The sequence below is a fragment of the Parasediminibacterium sp. HNIBRBA5674 genome (assembly GCF_056745525.1).
In genome coordinates this window covers 91,840-109,886 of sequence record NZ_JBQWIE010000003.1, presented here as the reverse complement: position 1 = coordinate 109,886, position 18,047 = coordinate 91,840, and the positions used below count along the sequence as shown (strand labels likewise).

Annotated in this window: 12 protein-coding genes; 6 read left to right on the top strand and 6 right to left on the bottom strand. The window is 36.8% G+C overall.

Annotation, left to right across the window (positions count from 1 at the left end; all coding sequences use genetic code 11):
* Position 1: 1 nt before the first annotated feature.
* Together ACT9TX_RS02740 and ACT9TX_RS02735 are read left to right on the top strand one after the other, a co-directional pair.
* Positions 2-1,327, top strand: coding sequence for an alpha/beta hydrolase (locus ACT9TX_RS02740; protein WP_481336671.1), 1,326 nt, complete (start codon positions 2-4; stop codon positions 1,325-1,327).
* Positions 1,328-1,359: 32 nt separating this feature from the next.
* Positions 1,360-2,109: an MIP/aquaporin family protein gene (locus tag ACT9TX_RS02735; RefSeq protein ID WP_481336670.1), complete on the top strand. Its 750-nt coding sequence runs from the start codon at positions 1,360-1,362 to the stop codon at positions 2,107-2,109.
* 3 nt (positions 2,110-2,112) lie between these two features.
* Here the strand turns inward: ACT9TX_RS02735 and ACT9TX_RS02730 are convergent, their stop codons facing one another.
* A complete protein-coding gene (locus ACT9TX_RS02730) occupies positions 2,113-2,358 on the bottom strand; it encodes a hypothetical protein (protein WP_481336669.1) in 246 nt (81 codons plus the stop codon).
* Between the two features lie 60 nt (positions 2,359-2,418).
* On the opposite strand from ACT9TX_RS02730, the gene ACT9TX_RS02725 reads away from it, so the two are divergent.
* Positions 2,419-4,371 (top strand): Rieske 2Fe-2S domain-containing protein, encoded by a 1,953-nt coding sequence (locus ACT9TX_RS02725; protein WP_481336668.1) that lies wholly within the window; start codon positions 2,419-2,421, stop codon positions 4,369-4,371.
* A 297-nt stretch (positions 4,372-4,668) separates the two neighbouring features.
* Here the strand turns inward: ACT9TX_RS02725 and ACT9TX_RS02720 are convergent, their stop codons facing one another.
* A complete protein-coding gene (locus tag ACT9TX_RS02720; protein ID WP_481336667.1) occupies positions 4,669-5,652 on the bottom strand; it encodes an aldo/keto reductase in 984 nt (327 codons plus the stop codon).
* Positions 5,653-5,812: 160 nt separating this feature from the next.
* On the opposite strand from ACT9TX_RS02720, the gene ACT9TX_RS02715 reads away from it, so the two are divergent.
* On the top strand, positions 5,813-6,709 hold the full coding sequence (locus ACT9TX_RS02715; RefSeq protein ID WP_481336666.1) for a helix-turn-helix domain-containing protein: 897 nt from the start codon (positions 5,813-5,815) through the stop codon (positions 6,707-6,709).
* Between the two features lie 3 nt (positions 6,710-6,712).
* Here ACT9TX_RS02715 and ACT9TX_RS02710 read toward each other — a convergent pair whose 3' ends face one another.
* Entirely contained in the window at positions 6,713-7,909 is a 1,197-nt protein-coding gene (locus tag ACT9TX_RS02710; protein ID WP_481336665.1) for a hypothetical protein, read from the bottom strand.
* Positions 7,910-8,083: 174 nt separating this feature from the next.
* Here ACT9TX_RS02710 and ACT9TX_RS02705 point away from each other — a divergent pair, with 174 nt between their 5' ends.
* Positions 8,084-8,728 (top strand): NAD(P)H-binding protein, encoded by a 645-nt coding sequence (locus tag ACT9TX_RS02705; RefSeq protein WP_481336664.1) that lies wholly within the window; start codon positions 8,084-8,086, stop codon positions 8,726-8,728.
* Positions 8,729-8,782: 54 nt separating this feature from the next.
* Complete coding sequence (locus ACT9TX_RS02700; RefSeq protein WP_481336663.1) at positions 8,783-8,977, top strand: hypothetical protein; 195 nt, start codon at positions 8,783-8,785, stop codon at positions 8,975-8,977.
* 87 nt (positions 8,978-9,064) lie between these two features.
* On the opposite strand, the gene rpoB is transcribed toward ACT9TX_RS02700, so the two are convergent.
* The 3 genes from rpoB to ACT9TX_RS02685 form a co-directional block, all read right to left on the bottom strand.
* Positions 9,065-12,868, bottom strand: coding sequence for a DNA-directed RNA polymerase subunit beta (rpoB, locus tag ACT9TX_RS02695; protein ID WP_481336662.1), 3,804 nt, complete (start codon positions 12,866-12,868; stop codon positions 9,065-9,067).
* A gap of 462 nt (positions 12,869-13,330) precedes the next feature.
* Positions 13,331-13,543, bottom strand: a complete 213-nt coding sequence (locus ACT9TX_RS02690; RefSeq protein ID WP_481336661.1) for a PID-CTERM protein-sorting domain-containing protein — start codon at positions 13,541-13,543, stop codon at positions 13,331-13,333.
* Positions 13,544-13,614: 71 nt separating this feature from the next.
* Positions 13,615-17,919, bottom strand: coding sequence for a T9SS type A sorting domain-containing protein (locus ACT9TX_RS02685; protein WP_481336660.1), 4,305 nt, complete (start codon positions 17,917-17,919; stop codon positions 13,615-13,617).
* Positions 17,920-18,047 lie beyond the last annotated feature (128 nt).

The window sequence follows — 18,047 nt, the reverse complement described above, 5'->3', positions numbered from 1 at the left end:
TATGCAATCATTAACTATTATTATCACAAGTGTACCTAAAGCACCTTTAGAACCTAAAATTTATTTAGCAAGCAATATTAATAATTGGAAATCTAATGACGAGCGTTTTCAGTTTCAAAAAGAAATTGAAAGCGGCTATTATATATTGAAGCTTAATGACTTACCAGAAGCTATTGCATTCAAATTCACACAAGGTAACTGGCAAACTGAAGAAACTGACAGTAACAATAGAGTTTTTTTAGCTAATAGAGAATGGAATAAGGCAAGCGAACAAGCAGTTTATATCGCTACAATTCAAAATTGGAAGGATGTTCCAGTTATAGAATCTAAACCATTAATCCCACAGGCTACATTATGGTTGAAAGATTTTTATATGCCTCAATTGGAAAGAACTAGAAATGTTTGGTTGTATTTGCCGCCAAACTATCAAGAAAATCGTTCGTTTCCAGTCATATATATGCACGATGCCCAAAATGTATTTAATTGCATTCCTTCACCTTATGGTAAGTGGGAAGTACCTGAAGCACTCAACAATATTTATGAAAAAACTGGCTGGTCATGCATTATCATTGCAATTGAGCATGGTAATGAATTTAGACATGCCGAATATTCACCTTGGCCACATAAAACCCGTGGTGGCGGTGAAGGGAAAAAATATATGGATTTTATAGTGAACACGCTGAAGCCAATGGTTGATCATCAATTTAAAACCTTAGCAGATGCTCAGAATACCTGTATTATGGGTAGCTCAATGGGTGGGTTGATTTCAATGTATGCAGCATTGCAATATGGCAATGTGTTTGGAAAAGTAGGTGTGTTTAGCCCTGCATTTTGGTGGTGCGAAGAAATATATGAGTTTGCTGCCAACCAACCTTTTAATAATGTGCAGAAATTAGTGTTGTTAGCTGGTGGTCAAGAAGGCGAAAGTGTAATACCAGATACCTTGGCAATGTACAATACACTGATAGATAATAACTATTTTGAAGATAAAATTAACTTAGATTTTTTTGAATGGGGGCAACATTCTGAAAGTTTTTGGGCATTGGAATTTGATAAAGCCATTAGATTTTTATTTGAGGAACAAATGAATTTACCTGTTGTAAAAGCAGAACAATGTGTGATGTACAATTCTGAAAAAGCTGAGATGACCATTAACATTGATTACGAAAAGTTTGAATTGCTTAATGCTTATGGAAAAGTAATTTTAAAAAAAGATGCATCAATTGGAAATATCATTGCATTACAACCACACTGGAAAGGCTCTTTTATTTACAAATGTTATTTAAAAAGCGGTAAAATAATTACAAAAAATATCCATTTTAGATAGTAAGTAAGATAATTTAAAATACACTATCTAATATGTGGCATTTAGATATTACATACAATACAGACACCTTTAAAAGAAACTATAAGCTCTATTTAATGGAGGCTTTGGGTTTAGCAGTCTTTATGTGTTCTTGCTGTTTTTTTGCAGGGCAATTATGGCATCAAGGAGCATTTTTAAATACCATTTTACCAACTGGAATGAGTAGGAATTTAGTAATGGGTTTGGCAATGAGTTCAACGGCCTTATTTATTTTTTATTCGCCGTTCACTGCACCTTCGGGTGCGCACATTAACCCAGCAGTAAGTTTGGTGCAATACTATTTAGGAAATCTTAGCAGATTGAATTTTATTTTTTATGTCATTTTTCAATTTATTGGAGGTTTATTGGCTGTTTACGTCATGTCATTTTTAATGAAGCATACCTTAACAGATTCGCCTGTAAATTATGTAGTTACTGTACCTGGTAAAGGTATTTCTGAATGGAAAGCTGCACTTTACGAAGTAGTTATTGGGTTTATTATGATTACAATGGTATTAAATGTATCAAAAAGTGCATTCAAAAAGTTTACAAAAATATTTGCTGCAATGCTTGTATGTATTTATGTAATATTGGCTGGTCCTATTAGCGGCTTTGGTATGAACCCTGCTCGTAGCTTTGCAACTGCATTTCCATCTGGTATATATACCTCTTTTTGGATTTATATGTTCTGTCCTATCGTTGGTATGATGACTGCCGCAATACTTTTTAAGAAATTATCTACATTAAAAATAGAAAAAGCATGATAGTTATTTATTGTTTGTATACCTATATAATTCTTGGCGTTTGCTTTGGAGTTTTTTTTGTTGTTGTTGGTGCGGAAAAAATACATCATAGTACCAAGGGGGGAGGCATTGGCTTAAAACTTTTACTCTTGCCAGCATCTGTAATACTTTGGCCTTATTTGTTAAAAAAAATAATACAACATAAATGATAAAGCCACTACGACAAAAACATTTTGCCATTTGGGTATTCTTGTTAATATCATTATCCATTTTAATAATAATAGCTTACTGTTTACGTGCAACAAATTACTAACTAACTAATTATTATTTATGAGTGCAGGCTTTCAGTCAATATTGTGGAATAATCAAAAAAAATGGTACGATGTTATTTTCCTATCTGCCATTTCATTGTATCTAATTGCTTATTTTACCATCAATTCGTTTTTATTTCCTACCATTACTTTCGAAACCATGCTCATTCGTTCTTTTGGAACATTAGCAATTATTATGCTGCATGTCATATTATCTATTGGGCCATTGTCAAGATTAAATAGTAAGTTCTTGGTATTATTATACAATCGGCGTCATTTGGGGGTAACTATGTTTTTAATGGCAAGCGTACATGCTTTGTTCAGCATCTTTCAGTTTCATAGCAATGGCAATATTCATCCTTTAATATCTCTATTTGCTAGCAATACCCATTACAATTCGTTTATTTATTTTCCATTTCAAACATTAGGCTTTGTTGCATATCTTATACTTATGGTGATGGCTTTTACCAGTCACGATTTTTGGTTGTCAATTTTATCACCATGTATTTGGAAAACACTACACCTATTTGTGTATTTGGCTTATGGCTTATTGATTTTGCACATATTATTAGGCGTTATACAATTAGAAAGTGCACCTATTTATTTTTTAATGCTTTTAATTGGTGTGTTATGGCTTGGTGTAATACATGTGTATGCGGCATACAAAGAATACCAATTTGATAATAGGCCTAAAATTGAAAGTGAAGGTTGGGTAAAAGTTGCTGCTATTGATGAAATAGATGATAATAAAGCAAAAATGATATTTGCTAATGGTGAAAGAATTGCTGTTTTTAAATATGGCAATAAAATAAGTGCGGTACACAATGTATGCAAGCACCAAAATGGACCATTAGGCGAAGGGAAAATAGTTGATGGCTGCATTACTTGTCCTTGGCATGGTTATCAATACGAGCCTTCTAATGGTTGTGCGCCAGCACCTTTTACCGAGAAAATTGCTACTTACCATACTAAGATGATAGGAAATAATATTTGGATAGATCCTAACCCATTACCAGAAGGTACTTTTATTGCGCCAACCATTATACCAGATACAGTATATACTGACCTAACATTTACAAAAAAAGAACACCCATTTTATATTGGGTGGCAACCAGTTGCCCATAAAGTTTATAGCATTTTTGCACAAAAAGCAAGCGTTATTATTATTTGTATAGCCTTATTATGTGTGGTTATAATTTCTTCTAACCAAACACATATAGCCAAATCTTATTTTGCAGATAATGTAGCAAAATACCAAGGCCAACTAATTGTTTATCCCTTCCCTGCGTTGCGTACCATTGCTGGAAAAGATATTTATGGCAATCCAATTATCAAAACTTATCCCTTAGTGAATGCTTGGAAATTTGGTGCCCATGATATTGTTGAAGAATTTACAAGAAGAAATGGAAAAAACCCTTTTGTGCAAATTGAGGGGACTACCATAGAAAGCGAAGGCATCCAACTAATTCAATTAACAAATGGTGCACTCTCTATATCTTGTGGTAATATGCACGGCAAAAATACTAATGACAGTACTTGCTGCCAACCAAAATCTACTGAAGACTCAATGCTTTTCAGCCATCAACTACCACCTATATCGGTACTAATAGGTAGCCAGAATACTATCCCCACAGGCTCAACAAAATACATAGGTGATGTAACACTTACTGGCGAAATTGTAGACCCTAAATGTTATTTTGGTGCCATGAATCCTGGCTTTGGTAAGCCGCATCGTTCTTGCGCTATAAGATGCATTGAAGGCGGCATAATGCCGATGGTTAAATACAAAGACGCCAACGGAAAAAATGCATATGCAGTTATTGTAGATGAAAACGGCGGAACAATAAATAATGCTATTGGCTATGCAGTAGCAGAGCCAATAGCATTAAAAGGAAAATTATTTACAATAGATAATTGGAAAGTGCTAAAATTACATATGCCCAATGGGGTAATAAGATTAACTGTTAAATAATACAAAACTGCGATTTGCCAAATTGCTAATAAGCACACGCCAATAAAGGGCTGCATTTGCATGCCTCCAAGAAATTCATTTGTAATAATTTTTCTGTAATAAAATAAAATATTACAAACACGAGATTACAAACTTGTCATAATCTTTTTGTCATAAAATAAAATATGACAAGTGTGATTATGACAAATTGTTTTGAAGTCAAAACTAATTGAACAATGATGTATAGATTTTTTTGAAATTATTTATTACACTTCTAAGCTGTTAAATGGTAAGAGTACTTTTTTCATTGATTTTATTTTACTTACCCACACTACTTTGTAGGTGCGTTGGATAACGATCACCTTGAATGGTGGTTGAAGCAAACGCTTCATCAATTGCTTTCACATCTTCAACTGATAAATCAACAGATGCGCCTCCAATATTTTCTGTTAATCGGTGTGATTTTGTAGTTCCAGGTATTGGAACAATCCATGGTTTTTGTGCCAATAACCAACCCAATGCTATTTGGGCAGGTGTTGCATTTTTGCCTGCGGCAATAACTTTTAGTAAATTAACTAAAGCCTGATTGGCTTTTCTATTATCTTCTGAAAAACGAGGTAAATTATTGCGAAAATCTTTGCTATCGAATTGAGTATTCTCGCTGATAGCACCACTTAAAAAACCCCTACCTAATGGGCTAAAAGGTACAAAGCCAATGCCTAGTTCTTCTAATGTTGGTATAACTGTTTTTTCAGGTTCTCTCCACCAAATTGAATATTCGCTTTGTAATGCAGTTACAGGCTGCACAGCATGTGCTTTACGAATTGACTCAACACCTGCTTCTGAAAGCCCAAAGTATTTTACTTTACCTTCTGCAATTAAATCTTTTACTGTACCAGCCACATCTTCCATTGGTACATTTGGGTCTACACGATGTTGGTACAACAAATCAATATAATCTGTATCTAAAAATTGTAATGAGGCTTCCACCACTTCACGAATTCTTTCTGGTCGGCTATCTAATCCTTTGGTTGCATCTCCATCTTTAAAGCCAAATTTGGTAGCAATCACCACATCTTTTCTAAAAGATTTTACAGCTTCGCCCAATACTATTTCGTTACCGCCTTGGCTGTATGCTTCTGCGGTATCAAAAAATGTAACGCCTTGTTCGTACGCTTCTCTAATTATTGTTATCGCTTGTTGGTTGTCTATTGTTGGCCCATAAGCAAAGGTTAAACCCATACAACCTAAGCCAAGCGCAGATACTTCTAAACCATTGTTGCCTAATGTTCTCTTTTTCATTATTGTAATTTTATTGTCTAGTGCAAAAATCAGTCTTATTATTGGGACTATTGGTATATACATTACTGCTTTACTTACCATAATTACTGATATAGTTTGTTGCATACAAAAAGCCTAAATAGAAAGTATAAATTTGGTGTTATAAACAATTGGTAGAGATATGGAAGCGATAAAGAAAATAGAAAGCGTGGCAGTTTATAACAATATGCGTGGGGTAGAGACCTCGCATCCATTGGTTACAGTAATTGATTTATCGAAGGCAGAACCCATGCCTGCTCAAATGTTCAACTTTGGGTTGTATGCTATTTATCTAAAAGAATTGAACTGTGGCGAATTGAAATACGGCCGAAATTATTATGACTATCAAGATGGTACATTGGTGTTTATTGCACCCGGTCAAGTAATGGGTGTGCAACCTAAAGTAAAAACATTTGAACCTAAAGGTTGGGCTTTAATGTTTCACCCAGATTTAATAAAAGGCACTCCATTGGGTAAGCATATACAGGATTATTCATTCTTTTCTTATGACGTAAATGAGGCATTGCACCTATCTGAAAAGGAACGCCAATTAGTGTTGGATTGTTTTGGAAAAATTCAACTTGAACTAGAGCAAGCGATTGATAAACATAGCAAAACATTAATTGCATCCAACATTGAATTGTTTTTAAATTATTGTACCCGATTTTATGATCGTCAATTTATTACCAGAGATACAGTTCATAAAGGCATTGTAGCGAAATTTGAAGACCTATTGAATAGCTATTTTTCAAGTAATCAACCACAAAATATTGGGTTACCTTCAGTTGCTTTTTGTGCTGAAACTTTGCATTTGTCACCCAATTATTTTGGTGATTTAATTAAGAAAGAAACAGGCAAATCTGCCCAAGATTACATCCAGCATAAAGTGATTGATGTGGCTAAAGAAAAAATCTTTGATTTGGATAAATCCATTAGCGAAATAGCTTATGATTTGGGTTTTAAATATCCGCAACATTTTACAAGGCTTTTTAAACAGAAGGTTGGTGTATCGCCTAATGAATATAGAAGCCTTAACTAACTTTTATTTCTCAAAATAAGCCAACGTACCACCCACCCAATCTTTATCGGCATTGTAACGCACGCCTATCATTTTGCCTTTGCTCAATCTTGCCAGGTTATTGGTGGCAATTGGTCTTGGTTCGCCATCTTTCCAAAAATAAAAAATACGTATTTCAGCTTTTGCTGGCTCATTTGGTGTAACTATAACATCAGCATATTTTACTTTTTTCTGTAAAATCCAATTATGTGGTTCTGCTACAGCTGCAATATCTGCTGGCGTTACGTCTATCACTACGCCTTGCCCTGCAAATGAAAACAGAGGCTTTAACACATAATTTTCAAGGTCGGTAGGTAAGATTTCTATTTCGTCTAAAAACCTAGTTTCTGGCACATATTGGTGGCGAATAAAAGGCAATGTGTATTTGCTTATTTTATAAAACCAATTTGGGTGAGGCACCCATTCTACATCCAAATCTTCCAATAATAGTTTTCCCTTAGCTTGTATATCTGCCGATTGTTGTTGGAGGTCATCGAAAATAATGCGATTGTAAATGCGCTTAACAGGCGTTTTTAAACCATTTAGTAGGTAAAACAACTGCTTACCTTCTTGTATCAATTCTGTCAGGCACACAGTTTTTATACCTACATAATCTTCTGTGCAGTAAAAGTCAATTTTGGTTTTTTGTTCATGGGGCAATATTTCTAGCAATATCACATGTTCTGCCGCATGGTTACCCAAAATAATATCTTTAAGCAAAGCGATGTACGATACTTGGTCAAAACCATTCAAATACGTTGAATAATTACTCGGAATATCCCAACATTTGGTGGCCACTTCTTCTTGCCACACCTGAAAAGCGAATAGGCTAGGGAAGCCCTGCATTTCTATTAGTTGGGGCTCTAATTCGCCAGCTTCATTTTCACAAATACCAAAGTCAAACGCAATAAAGTTCGAAAACTTAGTACCATTTGGTACTTTAACTTCTGTAGGTACAGAGTTTTTGGTAAGCGCATAAAAGTTAGGTTGCACAATCACATCTACAATGGCTTCGCAGGCTTCTAAAATTTTATTGGTAAATGTTTTATCAATAAATAGTTGTGTTTCGGCCACTCTAAACGATATCGCACCAGAATGTTTTGTATCTAGCTGTGCTAAATAATGATTGTATTTATCTATAGTAAATGCTGTGTTAAACCACTGCCTCATTGCAGGAATCATAGGTCTCTCTTTTTATTACGATGTGCCATATAAAAATTTATGGCAAGAATAAAGATAGGCATTAATTGGCTATTTATTAGTATTACCATTTTGTAATCAATTGTTGGTAAAGTGCAAGATTGCTATTAGTGTATAAATGGTTACTTTCAGCAGCAAACTTTTATAATCACCCACATGACAGCCATTGTAATAGGCGCAACAGGCGCTACAGGTAAGCAATTAGTAACGCAGTTATTAGATGACAATAGCGTAGCCACTGTAAAAATATTTGTAAGAAAAAGTACCGCATGGGTACATCCTAAGTTTGAAACCTTTGTGGTAGATTTTGATGCGCTTGACACATGGCAGCACCTTGTTACAGGCGATGTATTGTTTAGTGCCATGGGTACTACATTAAAGCAAGCTGGTAGTAAAGCTGCACAGTACAAGGTAGATGTTACTTACCAATACCATATAGCCAAAGCAGCCCTAGCCAACGGTGTGCCTACGGCAGTGCTGTTATCGGCTTATGGTGCTAATGCCAAATCTGCTTTCTTTTATCCCAAAATGAAGGGCGAGTTAGAAGCCATGTTTATCAACTTGGACTTTACAAGTTTGCATATTTTTCAGCCGGGTATTTTAGAGCGCTTCGCAAATGATGGCCGTACGATGGAACAATGGTCTGTTAAGCTAATACATTGGCTAAATGGCTTAGGCTTGCTTACATCTCAAACACCAATGCCTGTAGCAGTTTTGGCTGCTAAAATGGTTAAGGTAGCCAAGCAAACTACCATAGCAAGCGTTCATTACGATCGACTAAGAGATATATTCAAGCTCTAACTGTCCAATCTCTTTGTTTGTGGTACGGTATTAGCCTATACGGTATAAACTTGTATGGAAAAACGAATATTGGGTATTATTTTATCGGTTGTAGGTATGATTGGGCTAATTGCTGCTGGCATAATCTTTATGAATAGGAGCGCCACAGCTACAGATTTTAAGCAAATAGCCATGTATGGTATTCTTGGTGCTATTTTCTTTTTTGCTGGTATTGGCTTAATTAGAAACACCAACGACAAAGCGGCTTAAATATATTTTAGCAGCTTTGGTACTATTAAAAAGCCACTCTAAATATTACTTTAGAGTGGCTTTATATTTTAACGAGATTGGTATCTCTTATTCGAATTTAAGATCTAAACCTAAACCTCTTAATTCATGTACCAATACATTGAATGATTCAGGAACACCTGGTCTTGGAATATTTTCGCCCTTAACAATTGCCTCGTAGGTTTTTGCACGGCCAATAATATCATCAGATTTTAAGGTTAACAATTCTTGTAAAATGTTAGCGGCACCGTATGCTTCTAGTGCCCAAACCTCCATCTCACCAAAACGTTGACCACCAAACTGTGCCTTACCACCCAAAGGTTGTTGCGTGATTAAGCTGTATGGCCCAATAGAACGAGCATGCATCTTATCATCAACCATGTGGTGTAGTTTAATCATATAGATAACACCTACAGTTGCTTTTTGGTGGAAACGATCACCCGTTTCACCATCATATAGATAAGTATGTCCGTTTAAAGGAATACCAGCTTTGTTACACAATTCTTCAATTTCGCCAGTGCTAGCACCATCAAAAATTGGGGTTGCGAACTTCATACCTAGTTTCAAACCTGTCCAACCTAGAATGGTTTCGTAAATCTGACCAAGGTTCATACGAGAAGGTACGCCCAATGGGTTTAATACAATATCAACTGGTGTGCCGTCTTCCATAAATGGCATGTCTTCAGCACGAACAATTTTCGCAACAATACCTTTATTTCCGTGGCGACCCGCCATTTTATCACCCACTTTCAACTTACGTTTTACAGCAAGGTATACTTTAGCTAGTTTCAACACACCTGCTGGTAATTCATCACCAATAGAAATATTAAATTTCTCTCTTTTGTATCTACCTAACTCTTCGTTGTATTTGATAGTGTAGTTATGTAAAAGAACGTTGATGTAGTTATCAGTCTGTTCGTCACCTGTCCAACCCAATGGGTTAACAGTTGCGTACTCAATAGACGATAAGTTTTTGTAATTAAACTTAGCACCTTTACCAATTAAGCTTTCGCCAAAATTGTTGGTAACACCTTGTGAAGATTTGTCTTTTAACAATGTTTGCAATTTGCTCAACAATTGTTCTTTAACGTCTTCAACAACAGCTTGGTGTGCTTTTTCTACTTTTTCTAACTGTGCTTTCTCTTTAACTTTTGTGTTCTTATCTTTCTTGGCACGTTGGAATAGTTTCTTATCAATTACAACACCTTCGGTACCATTTGGTGCTTTTAATGATGCATCTTTTGCATCACCGGCTTTATCACCAAAAATCGCACGTAGTAATTTCTCTTCTGGTGTAGGGTCACTTTCACCCTTAGGCGTAATTTTACCGATTAAAATATCACCTTCTTTAATAGTAGCACCAATTCTGATAATACCATGTTCATCCAAATCTTTTGTAGCTTCTTCAGAAACGTTAGGAATATCTGGTGTTAATTCTTCTTCACCCAATTTAGTATCACGTACTTCTAGTTCATATTCATCAATGTGAACAGACGTAAACATATCTTCTCTTGCTACTTTTTCGTTGATAACAATCGCATCCTCGAAGTTGTAACCTTTCCAAGGCATGAACGCAACTACCAAGTTTCTACCTAATGCTAATTCACCATCTTTGGTTGCATAACCTTCGGTTAAGAAATCGCCTTTGGTCACTTTTTGTCCTTTTTTAACAGCAGGACGTAAGTTGATACAAGTGGCTTGGTTGGTTTTAATGAATTTGGTTAATTTATAAATAATCAAATCATCTTCAAAAGATACCAAACGATCTAAATCGTTTCTATCGTAACGAACATGAATTTCATTAGCATCAACAAATTCTACAACACCTGTACCTTCTGCGTGAACCTGAATACGAGCATCACGAGCAGCACGTCCTTCTAAACCAGTACCTACAATTGGCACTTCCATTCTTATTAATGGCACAGCTTGACGTTGCATGTTCGAACCCATCAAGGCACGGTTAGCATCATCATGCTCTAAGAAAGGAATAAGAGACGCACTCAAACCAACAATCTGGTTTGGCGCAACGTCCATATATTGAACTTCAGCTCTATCTAAAATTGGAAAATCACCAGTGTCTCTAGATACAACTTTCTCTTCTAATAAATTACCTTTATCATCAATAGGTGAGTTTGACTGGGCAACTTTTACATTTTCCTCAGCCTCTGCACTTAAATACAATAATTCTTTTACGTTTACTTTGCCATTTTCTACAGTACGGTACGGGGTTTCAATAAAGCCCATATCGTTAATCTTTGCGTGAACGCAAAGTGTAGAAATCAAACCAATGTTTGGTCCTTCTGGTGTTTCAATAGTACATAAACGACCATAGTGGCTATAGTGAACGTCACGTACCTCAAAACCTGCTCTCTCTCTACTTAAACCGCCGGGCCCAAGCGCAGAAATACGACGTTTGTGCGTAATTTCTGACAATGGATTGGTTTGATCTAAGAATTGAGATAATTGAGATGTACCAAAGAATGAGTTGATTACTGAAGATAAAGTTCTTGCATTAATCAAATCCACTGGCGTAAATACCTCATTATCACGAACATTCATACGTTCACGAATAGTACGAGCCATTCGAGCTAAACCAACACCAAATTGTGCATACAATTGCTCACCCACAGTACGTACACGACGGTTGCTTAGGTGATCAATATCGTCAATTTCAGCTTTAGCATTGGTTAAGCGAACCAAGTATTTAACAATTTCAATAATATCTGGCTTAGTTAATACTTTTTTAGTTAAAGGATATTCTAAACCTAGTTTACCATTGATTTTGTAACGACCAACTTCACCTAAATCGTAACGCTTATCACTGAAGAATAATTTATCAATAATACCACGAGCAGTTTCATTATCAGGGGCATCAGCACCACGCAATTGACGGTAAATGTGCTGAACCGCTTCAAGTTCACTATTAGAGGTATCTTTATTTAATGTATTGTAAATAATGGCATAGTCACCACCAACATCTTCTCTTTGTAAGAAAATGCTTTTGATTTCCATTTCGATAATAGTATCAACGCTATCCACGTCTAATACGCTATCACGTTCCATTACAATTTCGTTACGCTCAATAGAAACTACCTCACCAGTATCTTCATCAACGAAATCTTCCACCCATGTTCTTAATACACGTGCAGCTAGTTTTTTACCAATATGTTTTTCTAATTCGCTTTTTTCAGCTTTTACCTCATCGGCCATGCCAAAAAGCTCTAGAATATCTTTATCTGTTTCAAAGCCAATAGAACGTAATAAAGTAGTTACAGGGAACTTCTTCTTACGATCAATGTAAGCATACATTACATTGTTAATGTCAGTTGCAAACTCCATCCAAGCGCCCTTGAAAGGAATCACTCTCGCTGAGTAAATTTTGGTACCATTTGGGTGGGTAGATTGACCAAAGAATACGCCTGGTGAACGGTGTAATTGAGATACAACCACACGCTCAGCACCATTTACTACGAAAGTACCACGTGGTGTCATGTAAGGAATATTACCTAAGAATACATCCTGTACAATGGTTTGGAAATCCACATGCTCCTCATCGTTACAGCTTAAACGTAATTTAGCTTTTAACGGCACAGCGTATGTCAATCCACGCTCCATACACTCATCAATTGAGTAACGTGGTGGATCAATAAAATAATCTAAGAACTCTAATACGAAGATGTTTCTTGTATCAGTAATAGGAAAGTTGTCCTTAAACACACGGAACAAACCCTCAACATTACGCTTATCTGGCGTTGTTTCTAACTGGAAAAACTCTCTGAAGGATTGTAACTGAATGTCTAATAGGTCGGGTGTGTCAGCTAGGTGTTTAGTCTTACCGAAATTTACCCTGTTGTTCAAAGTTGTTGTTGACATAGTATTTTGTACACCGGTTTTGTCTAAAAAATAAACCACTATCCATTAAAGATAATAGCTTGCTTAAGCTTTGAAAATGAACGATTTATAAACAGAAATTGGCCAAAGTTTATAAACAATTGTGCTAATTAGCCTTAAAATAAGGGACAGCAAAGGTAAGGATTGCAATGAAACACCAAAAACAAATTTTAAGCCGTGGTTTCGATTGTGGAAAAGAAAGTATAAGAGCTTGTTTTATTCTCTTTTTATTAACGTTTACCGTTCGTTATTTTTGATTAGAAAAAGCCCAATGCAATTTTGAAGTTGCATTGGGTCTTTTTACAAGAATATGTTTGTAAACGACTATCACTGCGTTTACTTAAGCTAATGCTTTTAAGTAGCTTATTCAATACTAGCTTAAATATATTTCGTATCATCCAAAGAATTCAATAGTGCATCCTATAGTTGGCTTTTACTGAATGTCTATTCAATCTTTTTTTCTTTATTAGTATCTTTTCTTTCTTTCATTTTTTTAGCCCCATAACCTACACCTGCTGCTATCAAAAGTGATAAGCCGCCATCTATGGGTACACTACTATCTGGGTCTCTACCACCAGCTGGCTGAGCTAGTAATAGGGTAGGTAATAAGGCTACTATGGTTATTAATACAATTTGTATTATGGTTATTTTTTTCATTAATAATGCTTTTGTAGTGTGAGAATATTAGTTGTATTACTTTGTGGCATCCGCAAATACCATCAACCAATTTATTGCTTGGTAAATGTTTGTTGCTGTTTACTATTTGCACAAATTATTTCTAGAATATAATTGCCGCTTTGTATGCTTGTCGCATCTATTATAATGGCATTTGCACCAGCTTGTAATTCTTTATTTTGCTGGGTAATGATTTTTCCTTGCATATCCACAACTCTTATTTCTACTTTACTTACTTGGCTTACCATTACTTGTGCCCTAATGATGCTTTGTACAGGATTCGGGTAAATGGTTAGTGCCTTAAATTGTATATTCGGTAACAGTAGGGTTACTATTTTGCTATAGTTACTACTACCATCTTTATCTACTATTTGTAAGCGATAGTAAACGTTGGTTGCAGTAAGGCTTGCAATATTGTCAGTATAGCTATAGCCACTTGCACCCTTAGCGTTTATTTTACTAATGTTGGTAAAGTTGCTACCATCAATACTGCGTTGCAGATTGTAATAACTGGTATTTACCTCGCTTGAACTTGCCCAACTTACAGCTACATCAGTTGCTTGCAATTGTGCACTAAAGTTGGATAAAATGGTTGGTAATACAGTTGTACCCAGTGTAGCTATCTCAAATCTATTATCACCTTTAGTGGCCGAATCTGACGTAATACTGAATGTATAACTATCGCCTACTTTGTTTAATGGCGTTTCGGTAAGCAATAGTTTGTCACGTAATACTAGCTGATTAGTAGCAATATCACCCAATTCGCTCAGTGTAATAGTGTATTGATTTACCTTATTAGTTTGAATACCTAGTGGAATATTATCAATAAGCTGATTGCTTCTATAGTCTATAGCTAAGGTTTTCTTATCGCTTGATAAGGTATAAAAATCTACTAAGCTATTGTTCAATTTGGCAGCATCATGAAAATCGGTAGAAGCACTCGTTGATGCATCATCAAACACAAGTGTTGCTTTATCCATAAAGCCATCTGCTGAGCTTAGTTCTAATACTAATTTTGGTTGTACTTGGTTACCAGTTCCAAATACCGTATAACTTAGTGTACCGCTTGCTACCTTATCGCCTTCATGAAAAGTAATGCTACTTGGCGTAGTTGCAGTAGATTGTACATAGAAACAACCCATACTTGGTATCACGATATTGTTACTGCTTGTTGACTCAAAGCCACCTCTTAAAATGGTAGTAGCACCTGCACTATAAACGGGATTGTACAAATAAATAGTACCAAAACTGCTAATACCTGTAACGCCACTTAAATTAATAGGGCATGGATAAGGATTGGCTACCAATGTATAATTGTCTTTCCCAGAAGCATAGGGCGTTAAGGTTACAGTTACATCACCTTGGTTAATAGTACCATTTGTAACATCTAAAGTTACGGGTGATGGCGCACCGCCAGAACTTGTATAGCTGCCACCTGTACCTTCACTACCATTGCCCCTTACAAATACATATAAGCCTTTACCAACGCCCCAAACCGTACTTGCTGAGTTGATTATACCCGTTAAAACACTGTTACTATTAGCTACCTGTGTGCCATCATACACAAATGCGGATGGGCTACCTGTACTTAAGCCATAAGTACCCAATGCACCACTTGTTAAACCAGTAATTTGGAAATTATCTGTTAGCTGACTGACAGATTGTGCTGTTGTATATATATTGGCTAATGTTCTATAGCCGCGTTGCGCTTGTGTGTACCGTTGCACGTTTATATTGCCTGAAATATAAGTACCACTACCTGCTGCCACACTAGCAGTACCGCTAGCACTGCTTGCAAGCGTTAAATTACCACCTGTAGTTAATGTGCCAGCCGTTGGGGTAAGCACACCAGTAAGCTTTAATGCACCACCTAGGCTTACACCTGCACTGTTATTAATAGTCAAATTTTGGACCGTATTGTTAGCAAATGTACTGGCAGGTATGCTTTGCGCTGTGCTTCCATTTAACTCTATTGTGCCAGATGTAGCTGTTAAAGTACCATTGTTGGCAATAGTACCTGCTATTTTTAATGTGCCTGTTACAGTAAGGTTGCCATTAGAATTAATGGTAAAGTCTTTAACAGAAATGCTACCAGAATTGGTTACACTATGTCCGCTTTGCACTACAAAATTATCGCCTGTGTTAAAAGCAGTCGCAGGGCTTCCCATACCCGTAATACTGCTATTCCAATTGCCTAAGATACTAGCCTCTACGCCATTGCTAATACTATAAAAATTGCTTTTATTATACACTTGTGCAAATAATTGCGAGGAAGCATATGCCACATACAAATTGCCACTACCATCTATTACCATAGATTCGTATGAAGCTGAACCTGCCGAAATACCTGCACTGCCTACTACTGCCCAAGTACTGCCATTCCATTTTTGAACAGTAAGTTTACTACTATTACCAGCATCCTGATACGCTACATACAAATTACCACTACCATCTATTACCATAGAATTATAAGCAGCTGAACCAGCCGAAATACCTGCACTGCCTACTAGCGACCATGCGCTACCATCCCATTTTTGAACAGTTAATTTGCCACTGTTGCCATTATCCTGATACGCTACAAACAAATTACCACTACCATCTATCACCATAGAATTATAAAAGGCTGAATTTGCCGAAATACCTGCACTGCCTACTACCGCCCATGCACTACCATTCCATTTTTGTACGGTTAATTTAAGGCTGTTGCCACCATCCCGGTACGCTACATACAAATTGCCACTACCATCAATTACCATAGATTTATCTGTGGCTGAGCCGGCTGAAACACCAGCAGTACCCACTATAGACCATCCACTGCCATTCCACTTTTGCACGGTTAATTTACTGCTGTTGCCACCATCACCATACGCTACATACAAATTGCCACTACCATCTATTACCATAGAATTATAAGTAGCTGTACCTGCTGAAATACCTGCACTGCCTACTACCGCCCATGCGCTACCATTCCATTTTTGCACGGTTAATTTATTGCTGTTGCCACCATCCTGATAAGCGACATACAAATTGCCACTACCATCTATTACCATAGAATTATAAGCGGCTGTACCTGCCGAAATACCTGCACTGCCTACTACTGCCCAAATGCTACCATTCCATTTTTGCACGGTTAATTTACTGCTGTTGAGAGCATCCTGATACGCCACATACAAATTACCGCTAGCATCCCTTACCATAGAATTATAAGCAGCTATAACAGCCGAAATACCTGCACTGCCTACTACCGCCCATGCACTACCATTCCATTTTTGTACGGTTAGCTTATTACTGTTGCCACTATCATTATACGCTACATACAAATTGCCACTACCATCTATCACCATAGAATTATAAAAGGCTGTACCTGCCGAAATACCTGCACTGCCTACTACCGCCCATGCACTACTATTCCATTTTTGTACGGTTAATTTATTGCTGTTGCCACCATCCTGATACGCTACATATAAATTGCCACTACCATCTATCACCATAGAATTATAAGTAACTTTACCTGCCGAAATACCTGCACTGCCTACTACCGCCCATGCACTACCATTCCATTTTTGCACGGTTAATTTACTGCTGTTGCCTGCATCCTGATACGCTACATACAAATTGCCACTACCATCTATAACCATAGATTGATAAGCGGCTGTACCTGCCGAAATACCTGCACTGCCTACTACCGCCCATGCACTACCATTCCATTTTTGCACGGTTAATTTACTGCTGTTGCCTGCATCCTGATACGCTACATACAAATTGCCACTACCATCTATAACCATAGATTGATAAGCGGCTGTACCTGCCGAAATACCTGCACTGCCTACTACCGCCCATGCACTACCATTCCATTTTTGCACGGTTAATTTATCGCTGTTGCCAGCATCCTGATACGCTACATACAAATTGCCACTACCATCTATTACCATAGAATTATAAGCGACTGTCCCTGCCGAAATACCTGCACTGCCTACTACCGCCCATGCGCTACCATTCCATTTTTGCACTGTTAATTTAGTGCCGTTGCCACCATCATTATACGCTACATACAAATTGCCACTACCATCTATTACCATAGAATTATAACCAGCTGAACCAGCCGAAATACCAACAGTACCCACTGTCGTCCAGCTACTACCATTCCATTTTTGTACGGTTAATTTATTACTGTTGCCACCATCACCATACGCTACATACACATTGCCGCTAGCATCCCTAACTGTAGAATTATAATAAGCACTGCCATAACTTGCTTGACCGAATTCATTAATACCGCCTATACTTTTCCAGCTTTGTGCTTGCATTGTGGTACCCCAAATAGATAGGCTTAAAAAAAGGAGTAATAATTGTTTCATGGTTGCTTGTTTTAAATGGTATAAGTATTTAGGTTATTAGCAGTTGCTTTAGTGCATTGTACTAATACACGCTGCATATTAACATGCCTGTAAGCAGCCGCCAATAAAATGTGACGAATTGCAGCCAA

Excerpts from the sequence above, each read along its gene's own strand:
- ACT9TX_RS02740 (WP_481336671.1), top strand. The coding sequence starts at position 2 with ATGCAATCATTAACTATTATTATCACAAGTGTACCTAAAGCACCTTTA.
- ACT9TX_RS02735 (WP_481336670.1), top strand. The coding sequence starts at position 1,360 with ATGTGGCATTTAGATATTACATACAATACAGACACCTTTAAAAGAAAC.
- ACT9TX_RS02730 (WP_481336669.1), bottom strand. The coding sequence starts at position 2,358 with ATGGATAATGATATTAACAAGAATACCCAAATGGCAAAATGTTTTTGT.
- ACT9TX_RS02725 (WP_481336668.1), top strand. The coding sequence starts at position 2,419 with ATGAGTGCAGGCTTTCAGTCAATATTGTGGAATAATCAAAAAAAATGG.
- ACT9TX_RS02720 (WP_481336667.1), bottom strand. The coding sequence starts at position 5,652 with ATGAAAAAGAGAACATTAGGCAACAATGGTTTAGAAGTATCTGCGCTT.
- ACT9TX_RS02715 (WP_481336666.1), top strand. The coding sequence starts at position 5,813 with ATGGAAGCGATAAAGAAAATAGAAAGCGTGGCAGTTTATAACAATATG.
- ACT9TX_RS02710 (WP_481336665.1), bottom strand. The coding sequence starts at position 7,909 with ATGATTCCTGCAATGAGGCAGTGGTTTAACACAGCATTTACTATAGAT.
- ACT9TX_RS02705 (WP_481336664.1), top strand. The coding sequence starts at position 8,084 with ATGACAGCCATTGTAATAGGCGCAACAGGCGCTACAGGTAAGCAATTA.
- ACT9TX_RS02700 (WP_481336663.1), top strand. The coding sequence starts at position 8,783 with ATGGAAAAACGAATATTGGGTATTATTTTATCGGTTGTAGGTATGATT.
- rpoB (WP_481336662.1), bottom strand. The coding sequence starts at position 12,868 with ATGTCAACAACAACTTTGAACAACAGGGTAAATTTCGGTAAGACTAAA.
- ACT9TX_RS02690 (WP_481336661.1), bottom strand. The coding sequence starts at position 13,543 with ATGAAAAAAATAACCATAATACAAATTGTATTAATAACCATAGTAGCC.
- ACT9TX_RS02685 (WP_481336660.1), bottom strand. The coding sequence starts at position 17,919 with ATGAAACAATTATTACTCCTTTTTTTAAGCCTATCTATTTGGGGTACC.